Below are 15,849 nucleotides of genomic sequence, written 5' to 3'. Positions count from 1 at the left end.
TCCGACACCGGATAGGGTGCCGCCAGGGGTGAGCGGACTTGCCGCGCGCGTTGACAGGCTCCGCCTGCCGCCGATCAGAGGTCGCAACCGTCAGCGGCGCACATTCTCAACCGTTGCCGGGAATCATCTCGGCGGCGCTCTGTCGCAGCTTGTCCACCAGTGCCTCGGCGGATGGGCTGAGCGTGCGGCCCGCCGAGACAGTGATACCCACACTGTGGCCGATCGGATCGAGCCGTACGGGCAGCGGGGTGAGGCGCATGTCGTCGCGGGCGATCAGACTCGGAAGGGCCGCGATCATGTCGGTCTCGAGCAGCAGGCGCCGCACCGTCAGAAACGATGTCGCCTCGACGTGATCGGCCGGTAGTCGAATTCCGTTGCGCGCGAAGAACTCCTCCAGCTCACGACGTAGGACGGTTTCGGTTCCGGGGAGTATCCACGGATACTCCTGTAGTTCCTCGAGCGCGACGCGCTTTCGCCCGGCCAGCGGGTGATTCGACCGAGTCGAGAGTTCGACCGATTCGTCGTACAACCTGTGACGAGCCGCCGTCGTGTCGGTCGGCGCGGTGAGCCGGCCGACGGTGAGGTCTATACGACCCGCCTCCAATTCGACGAGCAATGCCTCGGGCGTGCCCTCTCGAACCACGACCGTCACCTGCGGGCGCTCGGATTTCAACCGCGCGATCGCAACCGGGAGCAGCACATTGGAGCCTGCCAGGTGTGTGCCGACCACGACCTTGCCGCGTTCTGCCTCCGCCAGTTCCGCAACGTGGCGGCCCGCCTGGGTCAGCTGAGCCAGCACAGCCCGGGCATGCGTGGTGAAGGCTTCGCCGAAGATCGTCGGCGTGACTCCCCGCGGCCCGCGCTTGTAGAGTTCGACCCCCAGGATCGCTTCGAGCTCATGCAGGCTCCTGGTCGCGACCGGCTGCGTGATGTGCAGCGCGGCCGCGGCGCCGACCACGCTGCCCTGCCGGCTGAGTGCATCCATCAGAGTCAGATGCCGCAGTTTCAGCCGCCCATCCAGCAGCTTGGGCATGTCCACTCGCCGAGACTATCCGGAAGTCCGCCATTGCGATGCACAAATCCCGCCGCCGCAGTGGCCCTCCATGTCCATACAGGTATAAGACGGGCGGTCAGTGGCGTTGTCTCGACCGCTGTCCAGCTCGACGACGAGATCGTGATGGGCATCCGAGACGGTAGCCACCAGCAGATACCGGCATGGATGATCACTGCGGCGAACTGTGCGACGTGCGCGCATCGTCGAGTATGTCGGATCGTGGGTCTTGTACACACCCGCGACGAGTGCGCCGGCGGTGCCGTGGACCCTCATATGGAGGAAATCCCAAGGAACCGTTCGGCGTTGCGGTGTGTGAGCAGATCTCGGGTCACGTCATCGAGGAAAGCGCTCTTGCGCACGACCTCCCCGACGGGGCGCTCGCCCAGGGGGTAGGGATAGTCGCTGCCGACCATCACCCGCTCGGCCCCGACGGTGTCGATGAGCAAGCGCAGCGCGCGTTCGTCGAAGACCACGGAGTCGACATAGAACCGGCCGATGTAATGCGAGGGCGGGTACTGCGAGGTGCCGATGATGTCGTTGCGGCCGTGCCACGCATTCTCCATGCGGCCGAGCCAGAATGCGAAGGATCCACCGCCATGGGCGAATCCGATCTTCAATCGGTCGTCGATCCGGTCGAATACGCCACCGAGGACGAGGGCGAGGATCGACAGGTGGGTCTCGGCGGGCATCGCGGTCAGCCACTGCGCCATCCAGCGGTCCAGCCGCGGCGAGTTGGGCATATCCCAAGGATGCACGAAGACCGGCACATCCAGGGCGGCACAGTGCTGCAGGAAGGTCACCACGCCCTCGCTGTCGAGGTCGCGGTCACCGACATGGTTGCCGATCTCCACACCGCGGTGCCCGTTGGCCAGACACCGCTCCACCTCGCGGCAAGCCGCGTCGGTATCCTGCAGCGGCACTTGGCAAAACGGGATCAGCCGATCCAGTGCCGGCGCGACGATATCCAGCGCGAGGTCGTTGAAGATCCGCGCGATCCGGGTTCCCTGTTCGGGAGTGCGACCGTAGTTGAAGAACACCGGTGTCGGAGAGACGACTTGGGTGTGCACGCCATCGGCGTCCATATCGCGCAGCCGGGTCTCGGCGTCCCAGCAGTCATCCTGGATGCGGCGAAACTCTCTGCCGCCCACCATGATCATGGCCTCGGATTCGGACTCGACCCGTAACCACGGCGCCTCGGGCCCTGCGTCGGCGCTCAGGTCCGGCCAGGATCGGGGAACATAGTGGGTATGTATGTCGATCATTGCGCCCATGCACATCACCTGTTGCCCGGATGGATGCTTCCGCAGTTCGCGCAGGTGCGGGCGTCGATGTTGTCGTAGAACCGGCTGAACACCGGTGGCAGGTCGGCGACGATGTCGCGCACCTGCAACTCCACCTCGTGTATGAGGATTTTGCAGTTCTGGCAGTACCACTGGAACTTCTCGAAGGTACCCTCCTCGCGGACCCGTTCGATGACCACACCGATCGAGCCGGCCTGGGGCCGCTGCGGCGAGTGCGGCAGATTTCCCGGCAGCAACCAGGTTTCACCTTCGCGGATGTGCACTGTCTCCGGTCCGGACTCGGTCATCACATTGACGTGCATATCGCCTTCGACTTGATAGAACCACTCCTCGTAGGGGTCGACATGGAAGTCTGTGCGCCGGTTGGGCCCTCCCACGACCTGGACGATGAAATCGTCACCGAGCGCCATCGTCCGGTTGTTGACCGGAGGTGCGAGCAGGTGCCGGTTTTCTGCGATCCACTTCGCGAAATTGATGGTCGGCGGGATGCTGGTCATGACAGCTCCTCCGTGGGTTGATCGGCTGCGGCGATGCGGGGGTAAGTAGGCGATGGCCTGCATTTCGATCAGCAGGTGCGGGTGCGGCAGTTGGTGCACCGCGACAGTCGTGCGGGTGGGGCCACTGTCGTCGAACATGTCGGCATAGGTCTCGTTGTAGCCCTTGAAGTCGTTCATCGACACCAGGTAAGTGGTGATCTGGACCAGGTCGGACAGTTCGGCGCCGACCTCGGCCAAGATCGCGCCGATATGCTCGATCACGGCGCGAGTCTGTGCGCGGATGTCGAGGTTGGTGGTGCCCATCTCGTCGACCTCGACTCCGATGAAACTGTTGTCGCGCCGGCGGGAACTGGTGCCTGAGACGTAGACGAAATCGCCCGCCACCTTCACGTGCGGAAACCGACCGCGCGGGGTGGCGAGTTCATCGCTCACCTTGCTCCAGCTCATCGGACCCCCCTCACCGAAATCCGGCCCAGGCCGGTGATTTCACAGGTCGCGACGCCTCCGGTCAGCGGCAGCGCAGCGGTAGCGGCACCGGCAAGGACGACATAACCCGCACGGAGCGGGATCCGGCGACGGCGAGCGATGTCGTGCAGTGCGTGCAGCGCGCGGACAGGGTGACCGAGGATTGCGGCGGTGGACCCGGTGACCGCGTCGGAGCCGACCTCCAGGCGTACCGCGCGGTTGGCGACATCGTGCAGCGGCTGCCAGGGGCCGATGACGAACGCCGCGGCGGAGGTGTTGTCGGCGACGACGTCGGTGTAGGTGAACCGGAAGTCGCGGTAGCGCGAGTCGATGATCTCCATGGCAGGGGCGACCGCGTCGACGCACGCTTCGATATCGACTCTCGGATCATCGAGGTCCACATCCCGAGCCACGCGGTAGGCGACCTCCGGTTCGATCTTGGGATGAATGAATCGGGACAAGTCCACGTCGGTGCTGTCGGCGATCCGCATCGCGTCGGTGAGTTGTCCGACGATCACCTCGGAAACGCCCATCTGCGCCATTTTCGCCTTACTGGTGAACCCGAGTTTGATCCCGGCCGGCAACTCGCCGCGACCGAGGCGACGGGCGAGGACCGCGTTCTGAATCCGATAGGCATCGTTGATGTCGATGTCATGACTGTCGGCGAGGCTGGCTGTGTCCGACACGGTGTGCTGCGCGGTGTCGAGCCGCTCGGCAAGTTCGTCGATGTCGATGATGTTGGTGGTCATGAGTTCTCACTTCCGACGATGTCGAGTGCGATGTCGACGATCATGTCTTCCTGTCCGCCCATCAGGCGGCGCCGCCCGACCTCGAGCAGGATCTCCCCGGTGTCTATGCCGTAGCGCTGGGCGGCCCGTTCGGCATGCAGGAGGAAGCTGGAGTACACCCCCGCGTAGCCCAGCGTGAGAGGGTCTCGCGGTCTACCTGCACGGGCCGGGTGCGCAGCGGGCGAATGATGTCGTCGGCAGCGTCCTGCAATGCGAACAGGTCGCACCCGTGGTCCCAGCCGAGTAATTCCGCCACCGCGACAAAGGGTTCGGCGGGACAGTTGCCCGCGCCGGCTCCTTGCCCCGCCAGCGCGACATCCACCCGTTCGGCGCCGTGCTGTACCGCGGTGACGCTGTTGGCGACCGACAGCGACAGATTCTCGTGGGCGTGGATTCGCCTTACCCAGCTCGGCGCCACCTACGGCCGCGATCGCCGCACTCGTGGTTTCGGTGAACTCGTCGATATTCGCCCGTGTACCCGGCCCCGCCGAGCGAGAGGAGATCGACGCCACGATCTCGGCGTAGGCCACCGGCGCGACCCGTGCGACGGCCGCCACCATCGGGATCGTGGCCTGTCCGCCACAGGTCACCATATTGACGTTGTCGGCATGCACATGCGCCTCGAGGTTGACCGACGGCACGACGAACGGACCGACCGCGGCCGGAGTCAGATCAATCATCACTTTGCCGTGCTCTCGGGCGATTTCGGCGTTGCGCAGATGTGCCTTGGCCGAGGTGGCGTCGAAGATGATCCGGATATCCGCGAACTCCGGCATCGCCACGAGTCCGTCGATGCCTGCGTGCGTGGTGGCGACTCCCAGTCGCCCGGCCCGGGCAAGCCCGTCGGATCTCGGGTCGATACCGACCATCGCGCCCATATGCAGAGTCGGCGACAACCGCATCACCTTGATCATGAGATCAGTACCGATATTGCCTGACCCGATCACCGCCACGGGCACCGCACTTGTGGTCTCCCTGCTCATTCGATGTCTCCTTCGATCACCGCGTCCACGGTGCCCAGTCCGTCCAGGTGCAACCGGAACCGACCGCCGGCGGTGATCGGTACCATTGGCCCCAGCGCACCGGACATGATCACGTCGCCGGCGCGCAGGGGTTGTCCGCGACTGCACAACTGCCGCGCCAGCCATGTCACCGCGACCACCGGAGATCCCAGACACGCATGACCTGCCCCGAAAGAAACCGGTTCACCGTCGCGTTCGAGCATCATGCCGACCCGCGAAAGGTCCTGTCCAATAAGCGAATACGGTGTTGCCCCCAACACGACAACACCACTGGAAGCGTGATCGGCGACGGTATCGGTGATGGCAAGATCCCATTTCGCGATGCGCGAATCGACGATCTCGATCGCCGGCAGTACGAATTCGGTCGCCCGCAACACATCGACCGTTGTGATCCCGGGCCGGTCGAGATCACGCCCGAGGACGAAGGCGATCTCGCCCTCCGCGCGCGGTTGCTGGAGTAGACGCCTCGGCACCGGTTCGGTATGCCCGTACATCATGTCATCCAGTAGCACCCCGAAATCCGGTTGGAACACACCGAACTGCTGCTGCACCACCGGTGCCGTCAGCCCGATCTTCGCGCCGACCATCCGGGCACCGGCCTCGACCCGCCCCGCGATCAGTCGCCGCTGCACTTCATAAGCAGCGGCGATGTCGGTCTCGCCCAGGAACTCCCGCACCGGAGCCACGGCGACCCGGTTCGCGTGCGCCGCGATCAGACGATCCGCGGCCGCGTCGATCGCTGCTGATACAAGTGTCGAAGTCATAGTTGCACACACACATTCGTCGGCTCGGTGTAGAAATGCAGTGACGATTCCCCGCCCTCACGTCCGATCCCGGAGAGCCCGACGCCGCCGAACGGCGACCGCAACTCCCGCGTGAACCAGGTGTTTATCCAGGAGATCCCGACTCGCATCGTCTGGGCGACCCGGTGACCGCGCCGCAGATCGTTCGTCCACACCGACGCGGCGAGGCCGTAGTCGGTATCGTTGGCCAACCCGATGGCCTCGGCTTCGGTATCGAACGGGATCAGCGCGGCCACCGGCCCGAAAATCTCCTCGCGCACCGCACGGTCGGCGTTGCTCAGCCCCGTCCACAGCGTCGGCTCGATCCAGGAGCCGCCGTTCAATGCCGCACCGAGATCCGGGATATTTCCGCCGGTCAGCACCTTCGCCCCGGTCTGCTCGGCGAGCGCGAAGTAACTCAGCACCTTGTCGCGGTGCGACTGCGAGATAAGCGGACCTGTGGTCGTCTCGGAATCCGCCGGGGCTCCCAGCCGGAGCCGCTGCGCCCGCTCGACCAGACCGGACGCTATTTCGTGGAAAATGGTGCGCTGCACGTACACCCGTTCGGTGCACAGACACACCTGCCCGGTGTTGGCGAATACCGACCGAGTCAACCCGCTCAGCACCTCGTCGACGTCGGCATCGTCGAACACGACGGCCGCGTTCTTGCCTCCGAGCTCGAACGAGACCGGACGCACCTGCGGCGCAACGGCCTTCATCACCCGCGAACCAGTCGCTGTCGACCCCGTGAACGTCACCCCGTCGATACCCGGGTGCGTCGTCACGTACTCCCCCGCCGATCCGTTCCCGAAGCCGTGCACGACGTTGTAGATGCCTGCCGGCAGCCCAACCTCCTGCAACACCTCCGCCAAGAGTGTTGCTGTGGAGGGTGTTTCCTCACTCGGCTTGACCACCACCGCATTCCCGCAAGCCAATGCGGGTGCTACCTTCCAGGTCAGCAATAACAGCGGCAGATTCCACGGGACGATCACCGCCACCACCCCCAGCGGCTTGCGCACCGCATAGTTCAACGCGCGTCGCCCATCAGCGAGATCGGTGATGTAGGACTCCTGCCCTGCCGCCGCGACCACATCTGCGAATGTCCGGAAGTTCGCCACCGCCCGCGCCACATCAAGCTCACGCGCCTGGGTGATCGGCTTGCCCGTATCGGCAACTTCCGCCGCAACGAACTCCTCGAACCGCTCCGCGATCCGATCCGCCGTCCGCCGCAACAACTCCGCACGCTCGGACACCGGGGTATGGGACCAGCCGGCGTCCAATGCCCGCCGCGCCGAGCCGACCGCGCGATCCACCAGTGCGGCGTCCGCCTCGTGGACCCGCGCGAATACGCGACCGGTTGCAGGGTCGGACTTGTCGAAGCTGTGCTGCGGATCCGGATCTACGAACCCGCCGTCGACGAAATTGCGAATCCAGCCTTCGCCTAATGCGCCCATGGCTCCATAATCGAGCTCGCAACCATGTCCAACAAATGCACATTCTTTCGTCACCTATGCTCACAACACATATCGGAGAGGCATCGGTGCAGACCTCGGCGGCGACCGCGGGGCAATCCGGAAGCCTGGCCGGCGAGTCCGCCGAACGACTCGCAGCAGGGTCGGCATCGGAAGGCACTGGGAACGGCGCGACCGTGTCGCCCATAACCGGCACGCACAGCGCAAACTCGCTATCCGACCTCGGCAGGAGCGCGCAGCCGACGAGGCTCCGTGATCCCCCGCGTCAATGTGCTGCACCCACCGGCCTCGGTGATGCCAGAGTGCCGGTGGCCGAGCGTATCGAGCGACGAGGTGGCCCGTTGCCCCGTGCGCAATACGTCCACCACTGGGTCGTGCCGCGCTCCGCCATGCATGCATCGGACTCAACCCGGGGCTATTCAGTGCGGGGGACGCATCCTCCAGATCGGATTTCAGCCTACGACGGCATCCCGCAGGTCTGCGCTTCCCATCAGTACGACCGAATCGTCCAGGTGGCCTGTCAGCCGGTAGCGCTGAGGTGCGTTCCTGCCGTTCAGATGCTGTGCGCGCACTGTGAGCGGTACTCCCTGCGGGGTCTCGGGCACGTAGGCGCGGCGCCGGAACCGTGCCGAGAAACGGGTTATGCGGGTAGGATCGCCCTCCGCCCAGCGTGTCAGCGCCTGGCCGACCTTGGCCATGACCAACATGCCTTGCGCGCTCACCCCGTGAAAGCCGCGGGCACGCGATGCCGCGTCGCTCCAATGGACCGGATGACAGTCGCCCGACACACCGGCGTACCGGATCAGGTCCAGCCGGTGTATCGGCACCGTAGACATCGGGGAATCTTCACGTAGGTCGGCGAAGTCCGATTGCGCAGCACGGGCAGTGCGCGCGGCGGTGCGTGCCCGCGGTGCGGGAGAAAGGAATTCGGTGCACGCGACGGACACGAGTTCATCGTTCGCCAGGGAAGACACCTCCGTGCGCAGCGTCAGCCACTGTCCGCGATCGTCCTCACGCAGGGCATCGACTGTGAGTTCGGCCCTGAGATTCATACCGGGTAAGACCGGCCGGTGATGGACGAACTCCTGCGTCGTGTGGATGAAAAGGTTTGGGTCCAAGCCCAGATCGGGGTCGGCGAAGGCTGTGTGCAGAAACCGAAAACACGGTAGGGCAAGGAACGTCGGCGGCGCGGGCACATCCGCAAAACCTGCTGCTTGCGCAGCCTCCTGGCTGCGGTACGGAGGGGAAGGATCGCCGATCGCGTCCGCGAAGGCCCGGATCATCTCGCGACTGACTTCGTATGTCTCGCTCACCGCATACGTGCGGCCCAACAGATTGCCATTCATCGGCACGGTACCTCGCCTACGCCGTGTCGCCCGTGTGCCGCCGCAGCACGGCCGACACCGGCAGAGAGTCGAACGATCTGATGTTGAGTCCCCCCGCACGCACGCCGGGGCCGGCACGCCGCAGATCAGTGAAGCGGTCGAGTAATGCGGGAAAAGTACCGCGCCTTCGAGGCGGGCCAGGGACGCTCCGAGGCAGTGGTGTGGGCCACCACCGAAAACCAACGACGCCGCTGGTGCATTGGCGAAATCAAGTGTGTCCGGTCGCATCACCAAGGACGGATCCCGGTGCGCGGCACCGAGCAGTAGATGGACGATGTCACCGGCGTTCAGGCTCTCCTCGCCGATGACGACGTCTTGGGTGGCGATACGTGTGACGAGCTGGGCCGGCGGGTCGTATCGCAGGATCTCCTCCACCGCTCGTTTGACATGACCGGCGTCGTCACGTCGAGCTCGCAGCCAGTCCTGCTGCTCGGGATAGGTGATGAGCGCATCGACACCGTTGGCCAGCATGCCTGTCACGGTTTCGGTACCGGCGATGAGCAACAGTTCGATATTGGCGATCACTTCGTGCCTGTCCAGTCGCGTCACTTCCTCGGACGCCAGAAGACTGAGGAAGTCGTCTCGAGGTTGGCGGCGGCGCGTGTTGAGCAGGTCGGAGAGTATGTCACGCAGTTCCAAGGCCGCCGCGTCGGCCTCGTCCAGCGTCCGACGGCTGGGCAGGATGTCCATGACCCGGCTGTATGCGGCGGTGAGAGCACCGATATGCGGCTCCACGTCCTCTGGGAGCCCGAGAATGTGTCCGATGACCTTCAGCGGGAGCGGACCCGCGACGAGTTCGACGAAATCCGCTGAACCGGTTTCCGTTACGCGCGCAGCGAAGCCATCCAACAACTGCGCGACAATGTCATGGGCGCGCTCGTTCAACACATTCACCGCACGCGCGGTGAATGGCTTGTTGAATGCGCTGCGCATGGATCTGTGCCGTTCACCGTCGACCAGAACCAACGAGGCGCAGGCATCCTCTTGAGATGCCCGCGACAATGTGCCCGCGTCTCTTTGACGCATGAAATGGGCACCCAGGGTGCGTAATCCGCTATGCGACAACGCTTTCGAGCATTCCGCGAAACCGATGAAGACTCGCGCACCCCATGGAGCGACGAGACCGGAAGCGGTCGCACGCAGCTGTTCGTAGAGCGGATAGGGGTCAGCGCGGCCTTCGGGCGAGAGCAGCGTGATCAGGGCTGCGTTCTGATGCGGAGCGACGGAGTTGGCTGGAATAGTGCTCAATGGACTGCCTTGCTGCTGAGAGTGTGCCTACGGACCTGCGTGGGATCAGAACTGGGCGGCGGCGAATCCAGCAAGCAGAACAGTGAATCCCCCGATCTCGCCCAGGATCAGGGCGGCGAGTACGAAACGCATCGACGGCGGCGGGTTGCGCATCTGATTGTCGGTGCTGCGCTGTATGCCGATTCGGACGTAGTTGGCTATCGTCACCACGAACAGCACGATTATCGCGGTCGCAGCGGCAATGTTCACCCCGGACGGCCAGCCGGAGAACTCGACGAATACCGCAATCAATCCCGTCGCGAACGAATACAGCAGCGCGGAGCGGTGCGCGATATCGATATAGGGGTGGGCGCAGCCGTCGGGCGACTTCACCATGGCCTGCCATTTCCAGACGCCGAGGATCAGCGCCCACCAGAAGATCAATCCGGCACAGAAGAAGACAGCAGCTGTTTCGGTGTGCATATCCATCTCGATGTTCCTGTCAAACTAGCCGGAAGGCTTCACGGCGAATGAATTGGCCGATACCGGTCTGCAGGTCCCGCCATTTCGGCGTGGACCGGACAGCCACCCGGCCAGCGGAAAAGCCATGGGCTGTCCCTAGATCGGTACCGGGTGTATCGGTGCCCAGACTAGGCGTGTGCGTTCGGCCGATTCTCGGCGTCGAACGCACGGCAACCGACGATTTGCGAACGGCTCCGCGATCTACTACTCAGAGCGATGATGGACCTCGGCATTGGTGCCGGCAAAGTTGGGGACTCACTGCTGTGTTCGCAACCGTCCACCTGGAGTGCCCTATCGCTGCGGCTCACCGCGCTGGACACTCAGGGCAACGATCGAACTACTCTGTTCGGCACCGACCACCACTGGTTCATCGACGCTCTTGTCATGGCTCCAGTTGGGCCGACGGCATCCTGGCGTCCGCAGTCGCAGAGCCTGTCTTCGCCAAACTCTGCGGACGTATGTCATGACGCCCAGGAGGGAGGACGGCGGCGCGGCAGGACCTCGGCGCCACGCGGCTACCGTCGGTGGTCGACCTGCTCGGAGGCCGGACCGACCTGCGCCGAGACAGCGAGAAATCGATCGTTTTCGGCGCGGGTACCGACCGTGACCCGTAGATGGTGGTTCAGCCCCACATCACGGATCAGCACACCGCGGTTGAGATAGCGTGCCCATGCCTGCGACGCGTCGGCGAAACCGCCGAAGAGAATGAAGTTCGCGTCACTGTCGACGACATGGAACCCCTGATCGCGCAAATGCTGCCTGATCCGGTCGCGTTCGGCGAGCACTTCCGCGATGCCATCGAGGATATCGTCGGCATGGCGCAGTACCGCACGGGCAGCGGCTTGGGTCAGCGATGACAAATGGTAGGGCAACCGCACCAGACGCAAGGCGTCGATCACCGCGGGTGCTGCCACCAGGTATCCCAGTCGCCCACCAGCGAAGCCGAATGCCTTGCTCAGGGTTCGGGTTACGACGACTTTGGTGGGAAACCGGTCGATCAAGGCGACAGCGCTGGTCGCGGCCGAGAATTCGGCATATGCCTCGTCTACCACAACGATTCCGGGCGCGGCGGTGGCAATATGTTCGATCTCGGCGATGGTCGAGCTGTGCCCGGTGGGGCTGTGCGGCCTGGTGATGACGGTGACATCCGGCCGACGCCGGCAGATCTCGGTCAGCAGGTCGTCGATATCGAGTGAAAAGTCCGCCCGCCGGGGGACGCCGATCCACTCGGCGCCGAGATATTCCGCGATAATCCGGTACATGGAGTAGGAGGGAACCGACCCCAGGACGCAGCGGCCCGCACCGCCGAAGGCGAGCAGTAGTTGCTGAAGGACCTCACTCGAGCCGTTGGCCGGCCACACATTGATCGGGGAGACGGAGACTCCGGTGGCTCGGGTGAGATAGTCGGCAAGATCACGGCGCAGCGCGTGGGCTTCGCGATCGGGATAGCGGTGCGTATTCGCGGCCGCGCCCCGCACCGACTGTGCGACATCATCGAGCAACCGGGACGATGGCGAGAACAGAGACTCGTTGACGTTCAACCGGACCTGCGCGGGCAGCTGCGGGGCGCCGTACGGCGACGCCGTGCGCAATCTCGGAGGCAACGGCAGCCGGGCGGTCTCGGCCCGCACACCCAATGGGGCAGTCGTAGGCTTTCGGTGCGGATCCGCGCCATCGAACAAAGTATCGGTCATTTGTATAGCTCTCGATGATCAACCGCTGAGGTCGCCGACGCCGGATCGTAGAGATCCGGGCATAGGAAAGAACGGCGCTTTTCGCAACCGGTGAACAGGGCCCGGCATCATGGGCGCGAATCCTGTGCGCTGCCTTGCGAGTCGGATGCGCGACGTTTCAGACCGTTTCGGGTCGGGGCATGCGCGGAAATCCGGCAGCCCCCCGGTCGTCGTCCGTCGGTGCTCCAGTGGGGTCTGCCGCCGGTGTCACTCGTTCGCCGCTGTCGGCATCGTGTGCCGGGAGGTGGCCCGTCATCACGGGTTTCACCGGGTTGCGGTTGAAAACCAGCTGGAAAACGTCGGGGCGAGCGTAATGTCCGACCGGATCGGCGACGGCTTTCGCCAGGGCGATGAGCGAGAAATCCAGATCCGCGTACAGGATGCCTTCCTCGGTTTCCGGGAGTGGTTCGACAAGTGAACTGCCCTCCGGGCCGAAAATCCGGGCGAATCCGCCGCCCTGGAGCAGCAATTGCTTCTTCATCTCGCTATCGCAGAACAGGTCGTGCCCGGCCTGGCCGATGACGCTGCAGGGGGCAAGGACGAAAACCTGTCCTTCCACCGCATACATCATGCTGGCAGCATTATTGACCTCGGCACTGAGCGCCTGTACCGCACCGCGGTACAGCGAGAAGCTGGGCCAGGAGCCGACATGGATCTGCTCGCCCTGGCTGTACATCGCATATTTGGTCAGCGGCTGGATATGCTCCCAGCAGTTCAGAGCGCCGACCCGGCCCAGCGGTGTATCGAATACCGCGATATCGCTCCCGTCGCCCTCACCGAACACTGATCGCTCGACGTGGGTCGGCTTGAGCTTGCGCCGCACGTGTACATCGCCCGCGGGAGTGACCACGGCCTGCGCCATATACAAGCTGCCGCCGGCGCGCTCGCTGAATCCGAACACGATCGTGATGTCGTGCTCGGCTGCCGCTGCGGCCACCCGGGCCATCTCAGCGCCGTCGCGGCTCATCGAATTCGCGGTATATGCCGGCACCATCTGCATACCCCAGGCAGGTGAGTCGAGCCAGATCCACACCGGATAGCCAGGGACGAAGGTTTCAGGGAAGGCAATGATCTGTGCCCAGCAATCGGCAGCCTCGGCCGCAAGATCGACGATCTGGCCGATGCCGGCCTGCAAGTCCAGCCATTTCGGCTCGGCCTGTACCACGGCTGCCCGCACAGTGGCTATCGTCATGCTCTATCCCTCGGTCGGCGCTGGAGGTACCGGTGATCACACTAAGTGCGGGTATGCGGCAGAATCTCGGCGTGGAACGCACGGCAAACGACGATTTGCGAATGGCCGTTTCGGCTTCATGCGGCGGTAACGATGTCTGAGTACGGTCCCGCTGTGCAGAAGCTTCAGGCCGCCCGCCCCGAAGAGTGGTCCGCGGTGTGCAGCGACGCTTTCGTCCCGGTGAGTGTGGGCGTCGATGACACGTTCCGTGGCTCTATCCGGCAGGCCAGTTTCGCCGGTATCGGAATCTCCCGTATCACCGCCACGCCCGTCGTCGTCCGACGGCTCGACTCCCACATCGCCACTGCCCCTCGCGATGATGTCTTCCTCGCGCTGCATGGTTCAGGAACGGGATGGGCAGAGCAGGAGGGCCGCACGGCGAGGTTGGTGCCGAATACCGGTGCGATCTGCACGACCGATCGACCGTATCGGTGGCGCTTCGATTCCCCGATGAGCGAGCTGGTTCTCCAGGTTCCCCGGGCACGCCTGCGTCTGCGCGAGGCGGCGTTGCGCGAGGCGACCGGGCGGCTCATCGAAGGTCGGACCCCGGGAATGACGGTTCTGGCCCATCTGATGACCGGAGTCCTCGCGGAAGGCTGCCCGCCTGCTACCGCCGACCAACTCGCAGACACCGCGATCGAGCTCTTCGCCGCTGTTCTACACCCCTACATCGACGGCCGCAGTCGCCCGCTGAGCGGGGACGCGCTGCTGCATGCAGCCCGCGCCTACATGCGCCGCCACCTCACGGACCCGGATCTCGATGTGGCCGCGGTGGCTCGTGCGCACGCGGTGTCGCGCCGGTATCTGGAACAGTTGTTTGCCCGGTCGGACGAAAGTCCGGCCGCATATCTGCGTCAGCTCCGGCTCGAGGAGGCGCTGCGCCTACTGCGCGAAACATCGACGACGGTCGCCGAAATCGCACACCTGGCCGGATTCAACGATGTCAATACCTTCACCCGGGCCTTTCGACGCAGCCAGGGGGTTACGCCACGCGAATGGCGCCGGGACTGGACCGGGCCGAGTGATCCCACCGGAAACCGCGTCCGCCGACCAGCCGCCTGAGCTGGACACCGCGCATGCTGTTCGCCGCGGCGGGACCGCGCGCCCCAACCTGCGAGGTCAAGGCTGCCGGGACCGGACACGGTGATTACCCTCGGCCGACGCCCGGCGCACGATCGACCTTCTGAACCGCCTGCGGTGGGAGATGCTGAAGATTCTGCCGCAGCCAGAATCGCCACCTCCTGCTCAGCGGCGGTGAGGCCGTCCTCCGTGTCGAATACACCGGGCGCTCATTTCCGGGATTGTCCGGTGGCGGCACTCCCGCGACGAGCCGGGCCAGGTCCGGCGTGTCGGCACCCACTCGCGCCTGGGCGTCGAAAGCCTCGCGCCCCAGCACCTTTCGGGCAGTGTCGGTGTCGACACAGCGGCCCGCTAGCCTTCTTCCCACCGAAGGTTAGTCCGCTTCGGAACTCGCCACCAAGAAGCGAAGCCAATTCGCCACGTCGATCCGATGAGAGCACGAATCGGGTCATGAGTGTCATTCTGCCCGTTGAGCTTTCGCCAATGTGCCGAATGCATGAGAGCCTATGTCTCGCCTCATCACTCAAGCCGAACTGCAACGCGACGTGCAGCTGCGGCGCCCAGCCCAATAGGAAGGGCTGCACCTACCGAGGCCGAGGCTGACGACGGTAGAACCGCTGCTCACAATCCAGGATCGCCGCACGAACGTGGTCCACCAACGGAACGTTCAGTCCATCCTCGTCAGTCTTCCGTTTTGCGGCCTCCGAGATCCGGAGTATCAAATCCGCTGTGAGAGTTGGTCTCAGCAGATAGTCGCGGATCGTCGGGACGCTGAGCAGAGGCGGATCGGCTGGCGCACCGAGCTTGATATAGAGCTGCCGGTTGTAGTGCAACGTTCCTAGTCTGGTCGCCACTGTGTGGCTCACCTGTTGAACAGCGACAAGGCTGACTGCGAGCACTGAAGTACTCAGCCAATGATGCTCGTTCAGCATCCCTCGAAAAGGCCACACGCTAGTAGCAAGCACCCATACGCCTGGTGCAAGACCGGCCACGACCGATTCAACCCAGTCTCGCCGAGACGGCCTGATCGCAATCACTGAGGCGAGACGTAGTGCCAATTGGTCGGTCTCGGTCGAAATCACCGACAATGCTCCATCGTGTTGAAGCTTGTCGGTCACACTGAGCATGCTGCTGAGTCGCCGCGTCAGACGCTCTCGTGCCGAGAATTCCTCCAGAAGTTTCGGGATGCTGATCGCTGCGACCACAGCAGCAAGGATGATCCCGACCGTCTGTTGAATGGGCACATCGCAGAGAATAGCGACCTGGCCGGCCGCTCCATCATTAGGAGTT

13 protein-coding genes and 1 pseudogene are annotated in these 15,849 nt (G+C 64.3%); 1 reads left to right on the top strand and 13 read right to left on the bottom strand.

The window, feature by feature from the left end:
* Positions 1 to 106 precede the first annotated feature (106 nt).
* From ACQP2D_RS21375 to ACQP2D_RS21320, 12 genes and pseudogenes are all read right to left on the bottom strand, one after another.
* The gene (locus tag ACQP2D_RS21375; RefSeq protein WP_433677680.1) at positions 107 to 1,039 is read right to left on the bottom strand and encodes a LysR substrate-binding domain-containing protein; all 933 of its coding nucleotides are present in this window, start codon (positions 1,037 to 1,039) and stop codon (positions 107 to 109) included.
* A 284-nt stretch (positions 1,040 to 1,323) separates the two neighbouring features.
* Entirely contained in the window at positions 1,324 to 2,325 is a 1,002-nt protein-coding gene (locus ACQP2D_RS21370; protein WP_433677679.1) for an amidohydrolase family protein, read from the bottom strand.
* Positions 2,326 to 2,330: 5 nt separating this feature from the next.
* A complete protein-coding gene (locus ACQP2D_RS21365; RefSeq protein ID WP_433685721.1) occupies positions 2,331 to 2,852 on the bottom strand; it encodes a 3-hydroxyanthranilate 3,4-dioxygenase in 522 nt (173 codons plus the stop codon).
* 18 nt (positions 2,853 to 2,870) lie between these two features.
* Positions 2,871 to 3,299 (bottom strand): annotated as a pseudogene (locus tag ACQP2D_RS21360) (RidA family protein); the annotation flags it as partial.
* Positions 3,296 to 4,066 carry a 2-keto-4-pentenoate hydratase gene (locus tag ACQP2D_RS21355; protein WP_433677678.1) on the bottom strand — a complete coding sequence of 257 codons (771 nt, stop codon included), beginning with the start codon at positions 4,064 to 4,066 and terminating at the stop codon, positions 3,296 to 3,298. The pseudogene ACQP2D_RS21360 and the gene ACQP2D_RS21355, both read right to left, overlap by 4 nt.
* Positions 4,063 to 5,088 (bottom strand): acetaldehyde dehydrogenase (acetylating), encoded by a 1,026-nt coding sequence (locus ACQP2D_RS21350; protein ID WP_433685478.1) that lies wholly within the window; start codon positions 5,086 to 5,088, stop codon positions 4,063 to 4,065. Before ACQP2D_RS21350 ends, ACQP2D_RS21355 begins: the two co-directional genes overlap by 4 nt.
* Positions 5,085 to 5,891: a 2-keto-4-pentenoate hydratase gene (locus ACQP2D_RS21345; RefSeq protein WP_433685477.1), complete on the bottom strand. Its 807-nt coding sequence runs from the start codon at positions 5,889 to 5,891 to the stop codon at positions 5,085 to 5,087. Before ACQP2D_RS21345 ends, ACQP2D_RS21350 begins: the two co-directional genes overlap by 4 nt.
* Positions 5,888 to 7,363 carry a 2-hydroxymuconic semialdehyde dehydrogenase gene (locus tag ACQP2D_RS21340; RefSeq protein ID WP_433685476.1) on the bottom strand — a complete coding sequence of 492 codons (1,476 nt, stop codon included), beginning with the start codon at positions 7,361 to 7,363 and terminating at the stop codon, positions 5,888 to 5,890. The genes ACQP2D_RS21345 and ACQP2D_RS21340 overlap by 4 nt, the downstream gene beginning before the upstream one ends.
* A gap of 470 nt (positions 7,364 to 7,833) precedes the next feature.
* The gene (locus ACQP2D_RS21335; protein WP_433685474.1) at positions 7,834 to 10,014 is read right to left on the bottom strand and encodes a cytochrome P450; all 2,181 of its coding nucleotides are present in this window, start codon (positions 10,012 to 10,014) and stop codon (positions 7,834 to 7,836) included.
* Positions 10,015 to 10,059: 45 nt separating this feature from the next.
* Positions 10,060 to 10,476 (bottom strand): hypothetical protein, encoded by a 417-nt coding sequence (locus ACQP2D_RS21330; RefSeq protein WP_433685720.1) that lies wholly within the window; start codon positions 10,474 to 10,476, stop codon positions 10,060 to 10,062.
* A 554-nt stretch (positions 10,477 to 11,030) separates the two neighbouring features.
* Positions 11,031 to 12,209 carry a histidinol-phosphate transaminase gene (locus tag ACQP2D_RS21325; protein ID WP_433685473.1) on the bottom strand — a complete coding sequence of 393 codons (1,179 nt, stop codon included), beginning with the start codon at positions 12,207 to 12,209 and terminating at the stop codon, positions 11,031 to 11,033.
* A gap of 157 nt (positions 12,210 to 12,366) precedes the next feature.
* A complete protein-coding gene (locus ACQP2D_RS21320) occupies positions 12,367 to 13,440 on the bottom strand; it encodes a carbon-nitrogen hydrolase family protein (protein ID WP_433685472.1) in 1,074 nt (357 codons plus the stop codon).
* A gap of 153 nt (positions 13,441 to 13,593) precedes the next feature.
* On the opposite strand from ACQP2D_RS21320, the gene ACQP2D_RS21315 reads away from it, so the two are divergent.
* On the top strand, positions 13,594 to 14,541 hold the full coding sequence (locus tag ACQP2D_RS21315) for a helix-turn-helix domain-containing protein (protein WP_433685471.1): 948 nt from the start codon (positions 13,594 to 13,596) through the stop codon (positions 14,539 to 14,541).
* Positions 14,542 to 15,143: 602 nt separating this feature from the next.
* Here ACQP2D_RS21315 and ACQP2D_RS21310 read toward each other — a convergent pair.
* Positions 15,144 to 15,803, bottom strand: a complete 660-nt coding sequence (locus ACQP2D_RS21310; protein ID WP_433685470.1) for a hypothetical protein — start codon at positions 15,801 to 15,803, stop codon at positions 15,144 to 15,146.
* Between the last annotated feature and the right edge of the window lie 46 nt (positions 15,804 to 15,849).

Source organism: Nocardia sp. CA-119907 (assembly GCF_050955995.1).
In the GTDB taxonomy this organism is placed as follows: domain Bacteria; phylum Actinomycetota; class Actinomycetes; order Mycobacteriales; family Mycobacteriaceae; genus Nocardia.
Note: the sequence above shows the minus strand (reverse complement) of the source record. Positions and strands in the feature narration are given on the sequence as shown.

Excerpts from the sequence above, each read along its gene's own strand:
- ACQP2D_RS21370 (WP_433677679.1), bottom strand. The coding sequence starts at position 2,325 with ATGGGCGCAATGATCGACATACATACCCACTATGTTCCCCGATCCTGG.
- ACQP2D_RS21365 (WP_433685721.1), bottom strand. The coding sequence starts at position 2,852 with ATGACCAGCATCCCGCCGACCATCAATTTCGCGAAGTGGATCGCAGAA.
- ACQP2D_RS21355 (WP_433677678.1), bottom strand. The coding sequence starts at position 4,066 with ATGACCACCAACATCATCGACATCGACGAACTTGCCGAGCGGCTCGAC.
- ACQP2D_RS21350 (WP_433685478.1), bottom strand. The coding sequence starts at position 5,088 with ATGAGCAGGGAGACCACAAGTGCGGTGCCCGTGGCGGTGATCGGGTCA.
- ACQP2D_RS21345 (WP_433685477.1), bottom strand. The coding sequence starts at position 5,891 with ATGACTTCGACACTTGTATCAGCAGCGATCGACGCGGCCGCGGATCGT.
- ACQP2D_RS21340 (WP_433685476.1), bottom strand. The coding sequence starts at position 7,363 with ATGGGCGCATTAGGCGAAGGCTGGATTCGCAATTTCGTCGACGGCGGG.
- ACQP2D_RS21330 (WP_433685720.1), bottom strand. The coding sequence starts at position 10,476 with ATGCACACCGAAACAGCTGCTGTCTTCTTCTGTGCCGGATTGATCTTC.
- ACQP2D_RS21325 (WP_433685473.1), bottom strand. The coding sequence starts at position 12,209 with ATGACCGATACTTTGTTCGATGGCGCGGATCCGCACCGAAAGCCTACG.
- ACQP2D_RS21320 (WP_433685472.1), bottom strand. The coding sequence starts at position 13,440 with ATGACGATAGCCACTGTGCGGGCAGCCGTGGTACAGGCCGAGCCGAAA.